A 17,402-nucleotide genomic window follows, 5' to 3' on the forward strand; every position below is an offset into this window, starting at 1 on the left:
CCCTGGGCATCTTCCCCGGCCACCTGGAATACCTTCTTCGCCAAATCCACGGCGACTGTCGTGCAAGCCGACACATCCACTGCAGACATGGGCTTCTTCGTCGTCGTATGCTTTTTCATGGCCTCACCCTCACTGTCGGTGGCTTCTTAGAATGCCACCGTGGCGCTTCGACGCCTCGGTGAGGGTGAGTCCATCCAATTACAGGTCAACGCCGGATTTCCCGCCCATGCCGGATAGCCCCTTTCCCGCCTGCGGGAGAGGATCCGAAGCACAGGAGGCACGGTCGTAGGAGCGGACTCCGTCCGCGATGGCCGGATCCACCGGCGCGATTCGCGGATAAGATCCGCTCCTACGCCCCCACCCACGCCATTCCCATGTAGGAGCGCGCCCTGCGCGCGAATCGCGGGCAGGGCCCGCTCCTACAGGTCGGCGCCGGATTCCCCGCCCATGCTGGACAGCCCCCTCTCCCGCTTGCGGGAGAGGGTTGGGGAGAGGGGGCGGCGTCGATCCGAAGCACAGCCGCCGCCGGGTAACGCCATTCGCGCGGCACGAATCACGGACAAGATCCGCGCCTACGAATGGCGGCGCAGCCCCGAGAGCCACTGCAGCAGGCCGCGGCGCGGTGCGTGCACCGGCGTTTCCACCAGCAGCGCCGCGCTGGCCTGCTGGCGGTAGTCGAGCAGCCGGGCCATGGCTTCGGCGATCTCCTGGCGCGCTTCCAGGCAGGGCTGCAGGGCCTGGCCGTCGATGCGGTACAGGCGGCCGTCGCTCAGGGCGGCGAAGCGTGCCTGCCAGCAGCACCCCGGCCTCGCCTATGACCTCGCCCGGGCCCATGCGCCCGGCCTCGACGCTGCCGGCGTCGCGTGGCAGGGTCACGCTGACCACGCCGGATTCGAGGATCAGCAGGTCGTCGCTGACCTCGCCGACCTCCAGCAGCACCTCGCCGGCCTTGAACGCCCGCGGGCGCATGTGCTCGGCCAGGGCGTCCTTCTCTTCGTCGTTCAGCGCGGCGAACAGCGGCGACTCGCCGAGCAGGCGCCGCGCCCGCGACTGCAGGGCGTGTGCCGCCTGCACCTCGGGCACGCTGAGCAGGCTGATGCCGGCGGCCTGCAGGTGGCGGAAGGCCAGGTCGTGGAGCTGGTTGCGCACTTCGCGCTTCTCGCCCATGGCGGCCACGTAGCCGCTCATCTCGTACTCCACGCCGTTGCCGCCGGCCTTGCGGATGCTCACGCTCGGCGCTGGATTGGGCAACAGGGTGCGGCAGCCGCGCAGGGCACGCTCCAGGGCCTCGATGACCGGGCGCGGGCGCACCAGCGGGCTGATCTCCAGCACCACGCTGACGCCGTAGAGGTTGGCCGGGCGGCTCAGGTTGAGCAGCCTGGCCTTGGCCGCCAGGGAGTTGGGGATCACCGCCAGGCTGCCCTGGGCGGTCTGCAGGTAGGTGGAGCGCCAGTCGATCTCCACCACCTTGCCCTCGGTGCCGTCGATGGATATCCAGTCATCCAGCTGGTAGGGCTTGGTGGTGTTGAGGATGATCCCGGAGAACACGTCGCTGAGGGTGCTTTGTAGCGCCAGGCCGAGCACGATGGCGACCACCCCGGAGGTAGCCAGCAGGCCCTTCACCGGCAGGTCCAGGGCATAGCCGGCGGCGGCGATGATGGCGGCGAGGAAGATCAGCGCACCTATCACTTCCTGCAACAGCCGCCCGGCATGGCCCACCCGCTGCAGCAGCAGGGCGCCGATCAGCACCGTCAGGCAGCGCGCGCCGAACAGCCACCAGAGGATCTGCAGCGCGGTGGCCACCAGGTGGCTGGGCAGGTCCTCCGGCCAGGGCGCCTTCTGCAGCGGGCTGATGCCGGCGTTGAACAGCAGCAGGCTGAACAGCAGGAAGAACCCCAGGCGCAGCGCCACCCGCCAGCCGTGCGGCCGCTCGGCCAGCAGCCGCCAGAACGCCAGGTCGAACAGCAACAGGGCAGGGGCGACGAACAGCGGGTGGTCGGCGAGCAGGGTGGGCATGCGAGTGGGCTCCGGGGGCCTGGGCCTTATGAAGATGGCACAGGATCGGGGAGGTTTCGCGGGGATTGGAGGTGGTTGTCAATGATCGTGGGGGTTGGGGTATCAGCCGGTAACTTCAGTGGTTCGGGCTAAGGCTATTGAGTCTGTGCAACGACCCCTTGCCGATGCCGAGCCACCCTTGATCGGGCGCTGGTTGCATTTCCATGGTTTCCCTGGCAAAAATCCTTCCGTAATTCCGGAAGAGTTAATGAGCATGGCATCCACCAATATTGAGCTATTGAAGGCTTCAGGCCGTGCCGTCGCCTTCGTCGGTGAGGGCACCGAGGTCGAAGTGAATCGCTTGGTCGATGATGACCTTTTGCCCCCTGGCTTCTTTTACAAGGCAGCCGAGCGTAGAGAATACGACCTGCTGGGCACGGCAGCTGCTCTGCGCTTCAACCGCAAGTGGAAGGACATGCTCACCAAACAGGCCCGGAAGGACTTCATGGTGAAGCTGGAGGCGGATCATCTCCATTCGTTCACCGTGATCCTGAACGCCTGCGAGAGTAATCAGCGCCCTATAGTCGTCGATAATTTGATAAGGCAAACCACTTGGGTGGTTGAGGTGAAGAATCTCTCATTCGATCTCACCCATGAAATGAATAAAATCGGTGAGCGGATTCGTCTCCTCTATGCTGCTGAGGGCTCAATCGTCAGTGATCCCGAGATCATGGGAGGGAAACCAGTCTTCAAGGGAACGCGGTTGCCGATTGAAACGGTACTGGCCTCTATCGATGCGGGCGTACCAGTGGCAGAGATAATCGACGATTATCCGGCATTGACCGAGGCGAGCATTGATCAAGCCCGGTTGTATGCCCGCTTGCACCCCCGCGCCGGGCGGCCCCGAAAAGCGTCCAGTAAAGACAATCGCGCTGTTATGCGTAGCGTCGAACCCCCGGCAAGCCGGGGCTGAAATGAGCTATAGCTTTCTGATTGACGAGTGCCTCTCTCCCAGGCTTGCCCAAGAAGCTCACAAGATGGGATACGCAGCAACCTCTGTTCGTGATAGGGGCTGGTGTGGGTTGAAGGATCGAGAAATCATTCGGCATGCCATGGATAACAACTTCACCCTGGTCACCAATAACTCGGTCGACTTCCGGGGGGATTCTCCGCCCGCCGCAGGAGGGTTGTACGCTCTCGAGGAGCTTCATACCGGCCTGGTATGCCTCAACGCCGAGGAGGGAGTGCTTGACTTCAAGAAGCAATTTGCAGCCTTCGCGGTCCTCCTCGCCAACCTCCCTGACGATCTCGTGAACCGAGCCCTTGAAGTAACCGTTCTGAAGGACGGCCGTTGCTGTGTGATGGAATACGCCATTCCAACTGAATGAGATCGAAGATGGTGTCTGCCGCCGGCTGGCCCGCTTCAGCTCCAGGGAAGCACGATCGTAGGAGCGGACTCCGTCCGCGATAGGCCGAACCCCGCTGCGAAATCGCGGATGAGATCCGCTCCGGTGCAGGACAAACGCCATCGTAGGATGGGCGGAGCGAAACGATACCCATCACCGCGGTCCCATGGGCTTCGCAAGCTCGACCCATCCGACGAAAAGCACCTCGGTGCCCATGCTGGACATAAAAAAGCCCCGCGGTCAGCAGCGTGCTCCGCGGGGCCAAGTGGCCGGAGAGTGGCCAGGGAGGAACCTTCAGGCCTGGGGCTGTGGCTGCCAGCCGCCCCCCAGTGCCTTGTAGATGGCGACTATGCCGCGGTACACGTCGACCTCGGCCAGCGCCTGGGCGTCTTCGGCGGCCAGTTGCTCGCGCTCGGCGTCCAGCAGGTTGAGGAAGTCCAGGGTGCCTTCGCGGTACTGCACGCCGGCCAGTTCGGCGGCCTTGCGGCTGGCCTCGGACTGGCGCACCAGCACCAGCATGCGCTGCTGGCGCTTGCCGTAGTCGCTGAAGGCGTTGGAGGATTCTTCCAGGGCCAGCAGCACCTGCTGCTCGTAGGTGGCTAGCGCGGCGTCGGCGTCGGCCTTGGAGGCGCGCAGGCGGGCGCGCACGCTGCCCAGGTCGAAGGCCGCCCAGCTGATGGTCGGCGACACGCCCCAGGCGCGGGCCGCGCCCGAGCCGATCTGCGAGCCGCGCCCGGCGGTGTAGCCGAGGAAGCCGCCGAGGCTCACACGGGGGAACAGGTCGGCGGTGGCCACGCCGACATCGGCGGTGGCCGAGGCCAGGCGCCGTTCGGCGGCGGCGACGTCGGCGCGACGGCGCAGCAGGTCGCCCGGGTCGCCGATCGGCAGGGCCTTGGCGATGGCCGGCAACTGCTTGGGCGCCAGGTCCACGCTCAGCTGGTCCGGGCGCTGGCCGAGGAGGGTGGCGATGCGGTTGCGCTGGCGCACTTCCTCGGCCTGCAGTTGCGGCAGGGTGGCTTCGGTGGCGGCCAGGCGCGCTTCGGCGCGCTGCACGTCGAGTTCGTTGCCCACGCCGTTGTCGCGCAGCTGGATGGTCAGGTCGCGGGATTCGTGCTGGTTCTTCAGGTTGTCGCGGGCGATGCCTTCGCGCAGCTGGGCGCCGCGCAACTGCCCGTAGGCGTCGGCCAGTTCGGCGATCAGGCTGACCTGCAGCTGCTGCAGGTCGGCCTGGGCGGCCTGGCTCTGGGCGTCGGCCGATTCCAGCTCGCGGCGCACGCGGCCGAACAGGTCGACTTCCCAGATCATGTCCAGGCCCAGGTCGTAGCGCTCCTGATTGACGCGGTCCTCGGTCTGCCCCGGCACCTGGCCCTTGCCGACCTGCGAGGAGGCGCGGCTGGTCACGGTGGGGAAGCGGTCGTTGGAGACGTCGTCGCGGATCGCCCGCGAGGCCAGCACGCGGTCGTAGGCCACGCGCAGCTCACGGTTTTCCTTCAGGGCCCGGTCGACCAGCTGGGTCAGCACCGGGTCGTCGAACTGTTTCCACCAGGCGTCTTCGTAGCGGCTGCGGTCGAAGGACGTGGCGCTGGTGTCGAGCTTGGCCGGTGCGGTGTCCGGCTGTTTGTAGTCAGGGCCGACCATGCAGGCGCTGAGGCTCAGGGCCAGCAGCGCCGGGGCGAAGAGTTGCAGTTTCATGCGTGGTGAGCCTCGTGGGTCAGGCGCGCTTGTTTCTTCGCTTCACGGGCTTCCATGAAGCGGCGGATGAGGACGTAGAACACCGGCGTCAGCAGCAGGCCGAAGAAGGTCACCCCGAGCATCCCGGAGAACACCGCGACGCCCATGGCGTGGCGCATCTCGGCGCCGGCGCCGGTGGACAGCACCAGCGGCACCACGCCCATGATGAAGGCGATGGAGGTCATCAGGATCGGCCGCAGCCGCAGGCGGCAGGCTTCCAGCACCGCGCTGACGCGGTCCATGCCTTCTTCCTGCTTGTCCTTGGCGAACTCGACGATGAGGATGGCGTTCTTGCACGCCAGGCCCACCAGTACGATCAGGCCGATCTGGGTGAAGATGTTGTTGTCGCCGCCGGCGACTATCACCCCGCCGATGGCCGACAGCAGGGTCATCGGCACGATCAGGATCACCGCCAGCGGCAGGCCCCAGCTTTCGTACAGCGCGGCCAGCACCAGGAAGGCCAGGAGCACGCAGAGCGGGAACACGAAGGCCGCGGTGTTGCCGGCGAGGATCTGCTGGTAGGTCAGGTCGGTCCACTCGTAGGTCATGCCGTTGGGCAGTTCCTGCTTGAGCAGTTTCTCCATCGCCGCCTCGGCCTGGCCGGAGCTGTAGCCGGGGGCCGCGGCGCCGTTGATCTCGGCGGTGATGAAGCCGTTGTAGTGCATCACCCGGTCGGGGCCGGAGGTGTCGCTGATCTTGATGAAGGTGGCCAGCGGGACCATCTCGCCCTGGTTGTTGCGCACCTTCAGCTGGCCGATCTGTTCCGGGTCCAGGCGGAAGTTCTGGTCGGCCTGGACGTTGACCTGGTAGGTGCGGCCGAAGCGGTTGAAGTCGTTGGCGTACAGCGAGCCCAGGTACACCTGCAGGGTGTCGAAGATGTCGCTGATGGCCACGCCGTGGGTCTTGGCCTTCTCGCGGTCGATGGCGGCGTCCACCTGCGGCACGTTCACCTGGTAGCTGGTGAACACCGACATGGGGTTCAGCTCGGGCAGGGCGCGGGCCTTGGCCAGGACGTTCTGGGTCTGGTTGTAGAGTTCCTCGTAACCCAGGCTGCCACGGTCCTCGACCTGCACCCGGAAGCCGCCGATGGTCCCCAGCCCCTGTACCGGCGGCGGCGGGAAGATGGCGATGTAGGCGTCCTGGATGCCGGCGAATTCCTGGTTCAGCTCGGCGGCGATCTCGCCGGCGGACATGCCCGGGGCCTTGCGCTGGTCGAAGTCCTTCAGCGGGGTGAAGACGATGCCGCTGTTGGGGCTGTTGGTGAAGCCGTTGATCGACAGGCCGGGGAAGGACACGGTGTGCTCGATGCCCGGGTGCTTGCCGGCGATTTCCGACATGCGCTTGATCACCGCCTCGGTGCGGTCCAGGGTGGCCGCGTCGGGCAGCTGGGCGAAGGCCACCAGGTACTGCTTGTCCTGCTGCGGCACGAAGCCGGTGGGGGTGCTGGAGAAGCCCAGGTAGGTCAGGCCGATCAGCCCGGCGTAGAGGATCAGCGCGATGGAGCTGCTGCGCAGCACGCGGGTCACGGTGCCGACGTAGCCATGGCTGGCGCGGTCGAAGAAGCGGTTGAACGGGCGGAACAGCCAGCTGCCCAGCAGCGCGTCGAGGATCCGCGAGAAGCGGTCCTTGGGCTCGTCGTGGCCCTTGAGCAGCACCGCGGCCAGCGCCGGCGACAGGGTCAGCGAGTTGAACGCGGAGATCACCGTGGATATCGCGATGGTCAGCGCGAACTGCCGGTAGAACTGCCCGGTGAGGCCGGAGATGAACGCGGTCGGCACGAACACCGCGCACAGCACCAGGGCGGTGGCGATGATCGGCCCGGTCACTTCCTTCATGGCGCGCTTGGTCGCCTCGATGGGCGTGAGTCCCAGGCCGATGTTGCGTTCGACGTTCTCCACCACCACGATGGCGTCGTCCACCACGATGCCGATGGCCAGCACCAGGCCGAACAGCGACAGCGCGTTGAGCGAGAAGCCGAAGAAGTGCATCACCGCGAAGGTGCCGATCAGCGACACCGGCACGGCGGCCAGCGGGATGATCGAGGCGCGCCAGGTCTGCAGGAACAGCACCACCACCAGCACCACCAGGATCAGCGCTTCGAACAGGGTGTGCACCACCGCCTCGATGGAGCCGCGGACGAAGATGGTCGGGTCATAGACGATGGAGTAGTCCACGCCTTGGGGGAATTCCTTCTTCAGCTCGGCCATCTTCGCCCGCACCTCGTTGGAGATGGCGATGGCGTTGGAGCCGGGGCGCTGGAAGATCGGGATGGCCACCGCCGGCTGGTTGTCCAGCAGCGAGCGCAGGGCGTACTGGCTGGAGCCCAGCTCGATACGGGCGATGTCCTTCAGGCGGGTGATCTCGCCGTCCGGGCCGCTGCGGATGATGATGTTCTCGAACTCTTCCTCGCTGACCAGGCGGCCCTGGGTGTTGATCGACAGCTGGAAGCTGGTGGCGTTGGGCGCGGGCGGCGCGCCCAGGGCGCCGGCGGCGACCTGGCGGTTCTGCTCGCGGATGGCCGCGACCACGTCGCTGGCGGTGAGGTTGCGCGAGGCCACCTTGTTCGGGTCCAGCCACACGCGCAGCGAGTAGTCGCCCATGCCGAACAGCTGCACGTCGCCCACGCCGTCCAGGCGCGCCAGCTCGTCCTTGATGTTGAGGATGGCGTAGTTGGACAGGTAGAGCATGTCGTAGCGCTGGTCCGGCGAGGTCAGGTGCACGACCATGGTCAGGTCGGGCGAGGCCTTGTCGACGGTGATGCCGATGTGGGTGACCTCTTCGGGCAGCTTCGGCTCGGTCCGCGTCACGCGGTTCTGCACCTGCACCTGGGCGTTGTCCAGGTCGGTGCCCAGGGCGAAGGTGATGGTCAGGGTCATCTTGCCGTCGGCGGTGGACTGCGAGGACATGTAGAGCATGTTCTCGACGCCGGTGATGGCCTGCTCCAGGGGCGCGGCGACGGTCTCGCCGATCACCTTGGGGTTGGCGCCGGGGAAGTTGGCGCGCACCACCACGGTGGGCGGCACCACTTCGGGGTATTCGCTGATCGGTAGCTGGAACAGCGAGATGGCCCCGCCGATCAGGATGATCAGCGAGAGCACGGCGGCGAAGATCGGCCGCTGCACGAAGAATTGCGAGAAGTTCATGGTTCGTTCCTGGAGCGCGACGCGCTAAACCCTGGACAAAGGTCACCCGCGGCCCTGGGTGGGGCCAGGGCCGGGTACTGCGTTCTCTTTCTTGGCCCCGCTCAGGGGCGGGTTGCGGTCAGCCGCGGTTGGGCTTTCCCGGCGACTGCTCGGCCACCTTCGGCGGCTCGCTGTCTTCCACCGCCTGGCGCGAGCGGGCGAGGGCGGCGAGGGTGGCCGGGCTGGCCATGGGCACGCCCTCGGCATCCACCTCGGCGCCGGGGCGCACGCGCTGCAGGCCGTTGACCACGATGCGATCGCCCTTGGCCAGGCCGCTGCGGACGATGCGCAGGCCTTCCAGCTTCGGCCCCAGCTCGATGCTGCGGTAGGCCACCTTCTTGTCGGCGCCCAGCACCAGCACGAATTTCTTGCCCAGGTCGGTGCCGACCGCCTCGTCCTTGATCAGCGCCGCCGGGTAGGTGCCGGAGCCGACCAGCTTGATGCGGGCATAGAGGCCGGGGGTGTAGAAGCCGTCCTTGTTGTCGAACACCGCGCGGCCGCGGATGGTGCCGGTCTTCGGGTTGACCTGGTTGTCGAGGAAGTCCAGGCGGCCCAGGTGCGGGAAGCCGTCCTCGCCGGTCAGGCCCAGGTACACCGGGGTGCTGCCGCGGGCGTCCGGGCCGCCGGCGCGGGCCATGGCCACGTACTTCAGGTACACGCGCTCGTCGGCGTCGAAGTAGGCGTAGACCTTGTCGGTGGAAACCACGCTGGTGAGCAGAGTCTGGCCGGAGTTGACCAGGTTGCCGGCGGTGATTTCGGCGCGCGACACGCGGCCGTCGATGGGCGCGGTGATCTGGGTGAACGACAGGTTGAGCTTGGCGTTGTCCAGCTCGGCCTGTGTCGCGGCGACCTGGGCGCGGGCTTCGGTGGCGGCGGCGCTGCGGGCGTCGGCCAGCTCGGCGGAGATGGCGTTGGTGGCGCGCAGGCGGTCGCCGCGGGCGGCTTCGTTGACGGTGCGGGTCTGGTTGGCGCGGGCCTGTTGCAGCTGGGCTTCCAGGCGGTGCACCTCGGCCAGGAACGGCCGCGGGTCGATCTGGAACAGCAGGTCGCCTTTCTTCACCAGGGCGCCTTCGCGGAAGGTCACCTTGTCGATGTAGCCGGAGACGCGCGGGCGCAGCTCGACGGATTCCGGCGCCTCCAGGCGGCCGGTGAACTCGTCCCACTCGTTGACCGGTTGTTCGATGACTTCGGCGACGCTGACCTTGGGCGCGGGCATGTTCTGCGCGGCGTCCTGGGTCTTGCCGCAGGCGCTGAGCACCAGGATGGCGGCCAGTGCCAGGGGAATACGCAAGGGGTGGGGTGAACGCTCCATGGGGAAGACTCCGGCATTTTTGATCTAATGCAGCGGAGTCTGCGTTCGAAGCCTCTAAGTCGCTAATCGAACGGGAGCATTCTTATTATCACGGCCAGTGATAAACCCTGTTGCATTATCCGTATCAATCGATGGGGGATTTTCTGCTATCGGCTGCGCCGAAACCCTGTAGGAGCGAGCTTGCTCGCGAACGCTCTTCCCCTGGTAGGCAAGGTGCTAAGCGGGTTCGCGAGCAAGCTCGCTCCTACGAAGAACGGGTCGGGTTTCAGGCCGTAGGGGAGCCGCCGTAGGATGGGTTGAGCGAAGCGATACCCATCGCCACGACCGCATGGGTATCGCTCAACCCATCCTACGAAGAGCAATAGTGGCGCGGGGTCAGGCCTTGGCCAGGCGGGCGCGGGCCACGCGCGAACCGTTTTCCTTGCCGAGCACCGCGCAGATGCGCTGGCCGGCGGCGATCAGGGCGTCGAGGTCGATGCCGGTATGGATGCCCAGGCCGTTCAGCAGGTAGAGCACGTCCTCGGTGGCCACGTTGCCGGTGGCGCCCTTGGCGTAGGGGCAGCCGCCCAGGCCTGCGACCGAGCTGTCGAACACCGCGATGCCTTCCAGCAGGCTTGCGTAGATGTTCGCCAGGGCCTGGCCGTAGGTGTCGTGGAAGTGCCCGGCCAGGCGCTCGCGGGGCACGCGGGCGCCGACTACTTCGAACATGGCGCGGGTGGCGCCGGCGGTGCCGACGCCGATGGTGTCGCCCAGGGAGACCTCATAGCAGCCCATGGCATCCAGCTCGGCGGCCACGGCGGCCACCTGCTGCACGTCCACCTCGCCCTGGTACGGGCAGCCGAGCACGCAGGAGACGTAGCCGCGCACGCGGATGCCGTGCTCGCGGGCGGCGTCCATCACCGGCACGAAGCGCTCCAGGCTCTCCTTGATCGAGCAGTTGATGTTCTTCTGCGAGAAGGCCTCGGAAGCGGCGGCGAACACCGCGACTTCCTTCACCCCGGCCTCCAGCGCGGCCTCGAAACCCTTGAGGTTGGGCGCCAGGGCGGCGTAGGTCACTCCGGGCTTCTGTTGGATGCCGGCGAACACCTCGGCGGAGCCGGCCATCTGCGGCACCCATTTGGGCGAGACGAAGCTGCCGACCTCGACGTAGGCCAGGCCGGCGGCGCTCAGGTCGTCCACCAGGCGCACCTTGTCGGCGACGCTGATCGGCTGTTTCTCGTTCTGCAGGCCGTCGCGCGGGCCGACTTCGACCAGGCGGACGTGTTGGGGCAGGGGCATGGGGTTGTCCTCTTGAGGTTCAGGCGAAGGGCAGTTGCTCTTGTAGGAGCGAGCTTGCTCGCGAACCCGCTTCGCACCGGACGTTCATGGTGCAATGCGTTCGCGAGCAAGCTCGCTCCTACAAAGAGCCGGGCGGGGGCTTTATGCCGGGGTTTCTTCCAACTCCACCAGCGCCGTACCCTCGGCCACCAGTTCGCCTTCGCTGCAATACAGCGATTTCACCACGCCGGCGTGCGGCGCGCGAATGCTGTGTTCCATCTTCATCGCTTCGAGCACCACCAGGGCGGCGCCGGCTTCCACCGTTTGCCCGGGTTCGACCAGGATGCGCACGATGCTGCCGTTCATCGGCGCGCCCAGGCCGCCGTGGTGGGCGTGGGCCGCCTCGGCCTCGGCGATGGCGTCGTAGCGGCGCACCGGCACCAGTTCGCCCTGCCATTCCAGGTACAGGCTGTCGCCCTGGCGCAGGGCCAGGTGGCGACGGCGCACGCCTTCGACGTCCACTTCCAGCCACTCGCCCTTCAGCGTTGCGCCGCGCACGCCATTGGCGTGGCGCAGGCGCACCACCTGGGACTCGCCCTTGGCCAGCAGGTGCAGGTCGGTTTCCCCCGGCAGGCCGCTGCGCCAGCCGTCGCGGGCGCTCCACGGCGAGTGGGCGTCGTCGCCGCGCACGCGCTCGGCTTCGCTCTGCGCCCAGGCCTCGCCGGCCAGTTGCCAGAACGGCGGCGGTAGCTCGCTCGGCGCCGGCAGCAGTTGTTCCTGGTGGCGGCCGATGAAGCCGGTGTCCAGCTCGGCGGCGGCGAAGGCCGGGTGGGCCAGCACGCGGCGCAGGAACGCCAGGTTGGTCTTGAAGCCGCCCACGGCGGTTTCGGCGAGCATCGACAGCAGGCGCTGACGGGCTTCCTCGCGGTTCTCGCCCCAGGCGATCAGCTTGGCCAGCATGGGGTCGTAGAACGGCGAGATGTCGTCGCCCTCGCGGATGCCGCTGTCCACCCGGCGGCCGGGGCCGGCCGGCGGTTCGCGGTACAGCGCCAGGTGGCCGCTGGCGGGCAGGAAACCACCTTCCGGGTCCTCGGCGTAGAGCCGCACTTCGATGGCGTGGCCGTTTAGCGGCACCTGCTCCTGGGTGATCGGCAGCGCTTCGCCACGGGCCACGCGGATCTGCCAGGCCACCAGGTCGAGGCCGGTGATGGCCTCGGTGACCGGGTGCTCCACTTGCAGGCGGGTGTTCATTTCCATGAAGAAGAACTGGCCGCTGCCTTCGTCGTAGAGGAACTCCACGGTGCCGGCGCCGACGTAGCCGATGGCCTGGGCGGCGCGCACGGCGGCTTCGCCCATGCCGCGGCGCAGCTCGACGGAAAGGCCGGGGGCGGGGGCTTCCTCGACCACTTTCTGGTGGCGGCGCTGGATCGAGCAGTCGCGCTCGTTGAGGTACAGGCAGTTGCCGTGCTTATCGGCGAACACCTGGATTTCCACGTGGCGCGGCTTGGTCAGGTACTTCTCCACCAGCATGCGCGCGTCGCCGAAGCCGGACTGGGCTTCGCGCTGGGCGGATTCCAGGGCCTCGGCCAGCTCGCTTTCGCGCTCCACTACCTTCATGCCCTTGCCGCCACCGCCGGCGGCGGCCTTGAGCAGCACCGGGTAGCCGATGCGCGCGGCCTCGCGCTGGAAGGTGGCGTAGTCCTGGGCTTCGCCGTGGTAGCCGGGCACCAGCGGCACGCCGGCGTCTTCCATCAGCGCCTTGGCCGCGGACTTGCTGCCCATGGCGTCGATGGCGCTGGCCGGCGGGCCGAGGAACACCAGCCCGGCCTCTTCGCAGGCGCGGGCGAAGCCGGCGTTCTCCGAGAGGAAGCCGTAGCCGGGGTGGATGGCCTGGGCCCCGGCGGCCTTGGCCGCGGCCAGCACGGCGTCGGCGCGCAGGTAGGATTCGGCCGGCTTGGCGCCGCCCAGGTCGATGGCGATGTCCGCCTCCTCGACGTGGCGGGCATGGCGGTCTGTGGCGCTGTGCACGGCCACGGTGGTCAGGCCCAGGGCCTTGGCGGTGCGCATCACCCGGCAGGCGATCTCGCCGCGGTTGGCAATCAGTAGCGTTGTAATCATTGTTCTGCTCCGTTGGAGGGCGGCAAGCCGCTTGGGGCTTGCGGCCTAAAGCTTCTAGCTGCTCTTCTGCCAGGCCGGCTTGCGCTTTTCGAGGAAGGCGTGCAGGCCTTCCTGGCCCTCGGGGCTGATGCGGATGCGGGCGATGGCGGCCTCGGTGTAGCGGCGCAGGGTGGGGCTCAGCTCGCCGCTGCCGATTTCCTGGAACAGCGCCTTGCAAGCCATTAGGGCGCAAGGGGAATTGCACAGCAGGTTGGCGATCCAGGCCTCGACCTTCTGGTCCAGCTCCTCGGCGCCATAGCACTCGTCCAGCAGGCCCAGCTCGCGGGCGCGCTTGCCGTCGAAGCGCTCGGCGGTGAGCGCGTAGCGGGTGGCCGCGCGCTGGCCGATGGCCTTGGTGACGAAGGGCCCGATGGTCGCCGGGATCAGCCCGATACGCACCTCGGACAGGCAGAACTGCGCCTGCTCGCTGCCCAGGGCCATGTCGCAGCAGGCCACCAGGCCCACGCCGCCGCCGAAGGCCGCTCCCTGGACCACGGCCAGGGTCGGTTTCTTCAGCAGGTGCAGGTTGTTCAGCAATTCGGCCAGTTGCTGGGCGTCGGCCAGGTTGCCCTGGTAGTCGAGCTTCACCGCCTCCTGCATCCAGGCCAGGTCGGCGCCGCCGCAGAAGTGCTTGCCGCGCCCGCGCAGCACCAGCAGGCGTACGCGCGCGTCGTCGGCCACCTGGTCCAACGCCTGGATCAGCTCGGCGATGGTCTGGGCGTTAAAGGCGTTGTTCTTGTCCGGCCGGTTCAGCCAGAGACTGGCCACGCCACGGTCGTCGATGTCGAGCTGAATGTTTTCAAAAGTAGTCATAAGGGCCTCTTGGGCTGCAGGCCGCAGGCTACAGGCTGCAGGCAGAAGCGCTCTAGCCTGCAGCCTGCTGCCTGTAGCCTGCCGCCGATTACATCCTGAACACGCCGAACTTGGTCGGCTCGATGGGCGCGTTGAGCGAGGCGGACAGGGCCAGGGCGAGGACCTCGCGGGTCTGCGCCGGGTCGATCACGCCGTCGTCCCACAGCCGCGCGCTGGAGTAGTAGGGGTGGCCCTGGCGCTCGTACTGCTCGAGGATCGGCGCCTTGATCTTCGCCTCGTCCTCGGCACTCAGCGCGTTGCCGGCGCGTTCGGCCTGCTCGCGCTTGACCTGGGCCAGCACGCCGGCGGCCTGTTCGCCGCCCATCACGCCGATCCGCGCGTTGGGCCACATCCACAGGAAGCGCGGGTCGTAGGCGCGGCCGCACATGCCGTAGTTGCCGGCGCCGAAGCTGCCGCCGATGATCACGGTGAACTTCGGCACCTGGGCGCAGGCCACCGCGGTGACCAGCTTGGCGCCGTGCTTGGCGATGCCGCCGGCCTCGTACTTCTGGCCGACCATGAAGCCGGTGATGTTCTGCAGGAACAGCAGCGGGATGCCGCGCTGGCAGGCCAGTTCGATGAAGTGCGCGCCTTTCTGCGCGGCCTCGGCGAAGAGGATGCCGTTGTTGGCGAGGATGGCGATGGGGTAGCCGTGCAGGTGTGCGAAGCCGCACACCAGGGTGGTGCCGAACAGCGCCTTGAACTCGTCGAACTCGCTGCCGTCTACCAGGCGCGCGATGATCTCGCGCACGTCGAAGGGCTGCTTGCTGTCCACCGGGATCACCCCGTACAGCTCCTCGGCGGAGTACAGCGGTGCGCGCGGGGGCAGGGTGTTGAGCTTGCCCTGCTTGCTCCAGTTGAGGTTGGCGATGCAGCGGCGGGCGATGGCCAGGGCGTGCTCGTCGTCCTCGGCGTAGTGGTCGGCCACGCCGCTGGTCTTGCAGTGCACGTCGGCGCCGCCGAGGTCCTCGGCACTGACCACCTCGCCGGTGGCGGCCTTCACCAGCGGCGGGCCGGCGAGGAAGATGGTGGCCTGCTCGCGGACCATGATGGTCTCGTCGCTCATGGCCGGCACGTAGGCGCCGCCGGCGGTGCACGAGCCCATCACCACGGCGATCTGCGGGATGCCCTGGGCGCTCATGTTGGCCTGGTTGAAGAAGATCCGCCCGAAGTGCTCGCGGTCCGGGAACACCTCGTCCTGGCGCGGCAGGTTGGCGCCGCCGGAGTCCACCAGGTAGATGCACGGCAGGCGGTTCTGCTGGGCGATGGCCTGGGCGCGCAGGTGCTTCTTCACGGTCAGCGGGTAGTAGCTGCCGCCTTTCACCGTGGCGTCGTTGCCGACGATCATGCATTCCACGCCTTCGACGCGGCCGATGCCGGCGACCACGCCGGCGGCGGCCACGTCTTCGCCGTAAACCCCGTGGGCGGCGAGGGCGGAAACCTCGAGGAACGGCGAGCCGGCATCGAGCAGGCGGTTGATGCGCTCGCGCACCAGCAGCTTGCCGCGTGCGCTGTGCTTGGCCTGCGCGGCGGCGCCGCCACCTTCGTGGACGCGGCCGAGCAGGGCGCGCAGGTCCTGGACGCTCTCCAGCATGGTCGCGGCATTGGCGGCGTATTCCGGGGAGCGCGTATTGATCTGGGTGCTAAGGATGGTCATAGGTTCTCCGCGCGCTGCAAGCTACAAGCTTCAAGCCGCAAGCGGGTGCTCTGGCTTCGGCTTGCAGCTTGAAGCTTGCCGCTTGTGGCTATCACTTCGTTTCGTTGAACAGCTCGCGCCCGATCAGCATGCGGCGGATCTCGCTGGTGCCGGCGCCGATCTCGTAGAGCTTGGCGTCGCGCAGCAGGCGGCCGGTGGGGAACTCGTTGATGTAGCCGTTGCCGCCGAGGATCTGGATGGCGTCCAGGGCCATTTGCGTCGCGCGCTCGGCGGTGTAGAGGATCACCCCGGCGGCGTCCTTGCGGGTGGTCTCGCCGCGGTCGCAGGCCTGGGCCACCGCGTACAGGTAGGCGCGGCTGGCGTTGAGCTGGGTGTACATGTCGGCGACCTTGCCCTGGATCAGCTGGAACTCGCCGATGCTCTGGCCGAACTGCTTGCGGTCGTGGATGTAGGGCACGATCACGTCCATGCACGCCTGCATGATGCCGATCGGGCCGCCGGCGAGCACCACGCGCTCGTAGTCCAGGCCGCTCATCAGCACCTTCACGCCGCCGTTGACCGCGCCCAGGACGTTCTCTTCCGGCACTTCCACGTCGTCGAAGAACAGCTCGCAGGTGTTCGAGCCGCGCATGCCCAGCTTGTCGAACTTGTTGCCACGGCTGAAGCCCTTCCAGTCACGCTCGACGATGAACGCGGTGATGCCGTGGGCGCCCTTTTCCGGCTCGGTCTTGGCGTAGATCACGTAGGTGTTGGCGTCCGGGCCGTTGGTGATCCAGGTCTTGCTGCCGTTGAGGACGAAGCGGTCGCCGCGCTTCTCGGCGCGCAGCTTCATGGAGACCACGTCGGAACCGGCGTTGGGCTCGCTCATGGCCAGCGCGCCTATGTGCTCGCCACTGATCAGCTTGGGCAGGTATTTGGCCTTCTGCTCGGCGTTGCCGTTACGCTTGATCTGGTTGACGCACAGGTTGGAGTGCGCGCCGTAGGACAGGCCGACGGAAGCCGAACCACGGCTGATCTCCTCGATGGCGATGACGTGGGCCAGGTAGCCCATGTTGGCGCCGCCGTATTCCTCGGCGACGGTGATGCCGAGCAGGCCCATGTCGCCGAACTTCTTCCACATGTCCACGGGGAACAGGTTGTCGGCGTCGATCTGCGCGGCGCGCGGGGCCAGTTCGCTGGCGACGAAGCCCTGCACCTGCTCGCGGAGCATGTCGATGGTTTCGCCGAGGCCGAAGTTGAGGGACGGGTAGCTCATGGTTGCACCTTTGTTGTACTTGGAATGCGGGGTAGGGCGCGTCAGGCGTTGGCGCGCTGTTTCTTCTCGGTTTCGGCCAGGGCCGCCAGGCAGCGTTCCTCGGCCGTGTCCAGTTCCAGCTTCATCTGCTCGATGTCGAGCAGCTGCTGCTCCAGTTGCGCGCGGCGGGCGGCGATCTTCTGCATGAAGGTCTCCAGCTGCTTGCGGTTGCCGCCGCTGGGGTCGTAGAGGTCGATCAGCTCCTTGCACTCGGCCAGCGAGAAGCCGATGCGCTTGCCGCGCAGGATCAGCTTCAGCGCCACCAGGTCCTTGGGGCTGTAGATGCGCTCCTGGCCGCGGCGCTCCGGGCTGAGCATGCCCTGCTCCTCGTAGAAGCGGATGGCGCGGGTGGTCACGTCCAGTTCGCGGGCCAGGTCGGAAATGCTGTAGGTGGTCGGCATCGGGCTTGCTCGTTTGTTTACCTTTACGTTAACGTAAACCTGCGTCGAGGGGCTGTCAATCACTTCGCCTCAAGCCGGCTGGCCCGCTAATTGCGTGCGTTGCCGGGCAACCGAGCGTCCTCTTTACTCAAGGGGAGGACGGGTGTAGACAGTCCCTG

The 17,402-nt window shown here is 67.2% G+C and carries 11 protein-coding genes and 1 pseudogene; 2 read left to right on the forward strand and 10 right to left on the reverse strand.

Annotation, left to right across the window (positions count from 1 at the left end):
- Positions 1-572: 572 nt before the first annotated feature.
- Positions 573-2,016, reverse strand: a pseudogene (locus tag VV867_RS28315) (mechanosensitive ion channel domain-containing protein).
- Positions 2,017-2,269: 253 nt separating this feature from the next.
- On the opposite strand from VV867_RS28315, the gene VV867_RS28320 reads away from it, so the two are divergent.
- Positions 2,270-2,968: a DUF433 domain-containing protein gene (locus VV867_RS28320; RefSeq protein ID WP_328568179.1), complete on the forward strand. Its 699-nt coding sequence runs from the start codon at positions 2,270-2,272 to the stop codon at positions 2,966-2,968.
- Position 2,969: 1 nt separating this feature from the next.
- Positions 2,970-3,383 carry a DUF5615 family PIN-like protein gene (locus tag VV867_RS28325; protein ID WP_328568180.1) on the forward strand — a complete coding sequence of 138 codons (414 nt, stop codon included), beginning with the start codon at positions 2,970-2,972 and terminating at the stop codon, positions 3,381-3,383.
- Positions 3,384-3,695: 312 nt separating this feature from the next.
- On the opposite strand, the gene VV867_RS28330 is transcribed toward VV867_RS28325, so the two are convergent.
- The 9 genes from VV867_RS28330 to VV867_RS28370 all read right to left on the reverse strand — a co-directional run bounded on the left by VV867_RS28330 (position 3,696) and on the right by VV867_RS28370 (position 17,244).
- Positions 3,696-5,093: a TolC family protein gene (locus tag VV867_RS28330; RefSeq protein ID WP_328568181.1), complete on the reverse strand. Its 1,398-nt coding sequence runs from the start codon at positions 5,091-5,093 to the stop codon at positions 3,696-3,698.
- The gene (locus VV867_RS28335; protein WP_328568182.1) at positions 5,090-8,275 is read right to left on the reverse strand and encodes an efflux RND transporter permease subunit; all 3,186 of its coding nucleotides are present in this window, start codon (positions 8,273-8,275) and stop codon (positions 5,090-5,092) included. The genes VV867_RS28330 and VV867_RS28335 overlap by 4 nt, the downstream gene beginning before the upstream one ends.
- A 118-nt stretch (positions 8,276-8,393) precedes the next feature.
- Positions 8,394-9,626 carry a multidrug efflux RND transporter periplasmic adaptor subunit MexE gene (mexE, locus tag VV867_RS28340; RefSeq protein WP_109934457.1) on the reverse strand — a complete coding sequence of 411 codons (1,233 nt, stop codon included), beginning with the start codon at positions 9,624-9,626 and terminating at the stop codon, positions 8,394-8,396.
- A 375-nt stretch (positions 9,627-10,001) separates the two neighbouring features.
- A complete protein-coding gene (locus VV867_RS28345) occupies positions 10,002-10,904 on the reverse strand; it encodes a hydroxymethylglutaryl-CoA lyase (protein ID WP_328568183.1) in 903 nt (300 codons plus the stop codon).
- A gap of 141 nt (positions 10,905-11,045) precedes the next feature.
- Positions 11,046-13,001 carry an acetyl/propionyl/methylcrotonyl-CoA carboxylase subunit alpha gene (locus VV867_RS28350; protein WP_328568184.1) on the reverse strand — a complete coding sequence of 652 codons (1,956 nt, stop codon included), beginning with the start codon at positions 12,999-13,001 and terminating at the stop codon, positions 11,046-11,048.
- A gap of 54 nt (positions 13,002-13,055) precedes the next feature.
- Complete coding sequence (locus tag VV867_RS28355; protein ID WP_328568185.1) at positions 13,056-13,853, reverse strand: gamma-carboxygeranoyl-CoA hydratase; 798 nt, start codon at positions 13,851-13,853, stop codon at positions 13,056-13,058.
- Positions 13,854-13,941: 88 nt separating this feature from the next.
- Positions 13,942-15,549, reverse strand: coding sequence for a carboxyl transferase domain-containing protein (locus VV867_RS28360; RefSeq protein ID WP_328568186.1), 1,608 nt, complete (start codon positions 15,547-15,549; stop codon positions 13,942-13,944).
- 91 nt (positions 15,550-15,640) lie between these two features.
- Positions 15,641-16,804, reverse strand: coding sequence for an isovaleryl-CoA dehydrogenase (locus tag VV867_RS28365; RefSeq protein ID WP_328568187.1), 1,164 nt, complete (start codon positions 16,802-16,804; stop codon positions 15,641-15,643).
- Positions 16,805-16,845: 41 nt separating this feature from the next.
- Positions 16,846-17,244, reverse strand: coding sequence for a MerR family transcriptional regulator (locus tag VV867_RS28370; protein ID WP_109934451.1), 399 nt, complete (start codon positions 17,242-17,244; stop codon positions 16,846-16,848).
- Positions 17,245-17,402 lie beyond the last annotated feature (158 nt).

Source organism: Pseudomonas sp. JH-2 (assembly GCF_036231725.1).
GTDB lineage: Bacteria > Pseudomonadota > Gammaproteobacteria > Pseudomonadales > Pseudomonadaceae > Pseudomonas > Pseudomonas delhiensis.

Excerpts from the sequence above, each read along its gene's own strand:
- VV867_RS28320 (WP_328568179.1), top strand. The coding sequence starts at position 2,270 with ATGGCATCCACCAATATTGAGCTATTGAAGGCTTCAGGCCGTGCCGTC.
- VV867_RS28325 (WP_328568180.1), top strand. The coding sequence starts at position 2,970 with ATGAGCTATAGCTTTCTGATTGACGAGTGCCTCTCTCCCAGGCTTGCC.
- VV867_RS28330 (WP_328568181.1), bottom strand. The coding sequence starts at position 5,093 with ATGAAACTGCAACTCTTCGCCCCGGCGCTGCTGGCCCTGAGCCTCAGC.
- VV867_RS28335 (WP_328568182.1), bottom strand. The coding sequence starts at position 8,275 with ATGAACTTCTCGCAATTCTTCGTGCAGCGGCCGATCTTCGCCGCCGTG.
- mexE (WP_109934457.1), bottom strand. The coding sequence starts at position 9,626 with ATGGAGCGTTCACCCCACCCCTTGCGTATTCCCCTGGCACTGGCCGCC.
- VV867_RS28345 (WP_328568183.1), bottom strand. The coding sequence starts at position 10,904 with ATGCCCCTGCCCCAACACGTCCGCCTGGTCGAAGTCGGCCCGCGCGAC.
- VV867_RS28350 (WP_328568184.1), bottom strand. The coding sequence starts at position 13,001 with ATGATTACAACGCTACTGATTGCCAACCGCGGCGAGATCGCCTGCCGG.
- VV867_RS28355 (WP_328568185.1), bottom strand. The coding sequence starts at position 13,853 with ATGACTACTTTTGAAAACATTCAGCTCGACATCGACGACCGTGGCGTG.
- VV867_RS28360 (WP_328568186.1), bottom strand. The coding sequence starts at position 15,549 with ATGACCATCCTTAGCACCCAGATCAATACGCGCTCCCCGGAATACGCC.
- VV867_RS28365 (WP_328568187.1), bottom strand. The coding sequence starts at position 16,804 with ATGAGCTACCCGTCCCTCAACTTCGGCCTCGGCGAAACCATCGACATG.
- VV867_RS28370 (WP_109934451.1), bottom strand. The coding sequence starts at position 17,244 with ATGCCGACCACCTACAGCATTTCCGACCTGGCCCGCGAACTGGACGTG.